A 685-nucleotide genomic window follows, 5' to 3' on the forward strand; every position below is an offset into this window, starting at 1 on the left:
GCTTGGTAAGATAGTGGCATGACCAAGCCCGCTCCAAAACGCTATCGAACGACCAACTGGAACGCCTACAACAAAGCCCTGATCCAGCGCGGCTCGCTGTCCGTCTGGCTGGACACGAGCATGTCATGGCAGGCCACTCCACGGGGCACGCGCGGACGGACGCAGACCTATAGCGATGCCGCTATTCAATTCTGCCTGACCATTAAGAGCCTGTTTGGACTGGCGTTGAGGCAGACCATCGGCTTCATCCAAAGCCTGATCAAGTTGGCGGGTCTGGACTGGGGCGTCCCCGACTACAGCACGCTATCCAGGCGGCAGCAGACGCTGCAGGTCAAAATTCCCTACAAGAAAAGCTCAGGCGCGCTGCATCTACTGGTGGATAGCACAGGCATCAAGATGCTGGGCGAAGGTGAGTGGAAAACCAAGAAACATGGCGCAGAATATCGCCGGCAATGGCGCAAAGTGCATCTGGGCATCGATGCGGAAACCCTGCAAATCCGCGCCATTGAGGTGACGGACAACCGCCAGGGCGATGCCCAAATGTTGCCTTCGCTATTGACCCAAATTCCGGCCGACGAGCCGATAGCCTGTGTGAGCGGGGATGGCGCTTTCGATACCAAGACGTGCCATGAGGCGATTGCCGCGCGGGGTGCGATCGGGTGCATCCCGACCCGCAAGAATGCGA

Annotated in this window: 1 protein-coding gene; it reads left to right on the forward strand. The window is 58.7% G+C overall.

The genetic code is table 11. The features are described from left to right. Positions 1 to 18 precede the first annotated feature (18 nt). Positions 19 to 685, forward strand: a 667-nt coding sequence (locus C2I19_RS18770; RefSeq protein ID WP_103904158.1) for an IS5 family transposase, incomplete at its 3' end; no start/stop codon positions are given.

The organism is Chromobacterium alticapitis, assembly GCF_002924365.1.
GTDB classification, from domain to species: domain Bacteria; phylum Pseudomonadota; class Gammaproteobacteria; order Burkholderiales; family Chromobacteriaceae; genus Chromobacterium; species Chromobacterium alticapitis.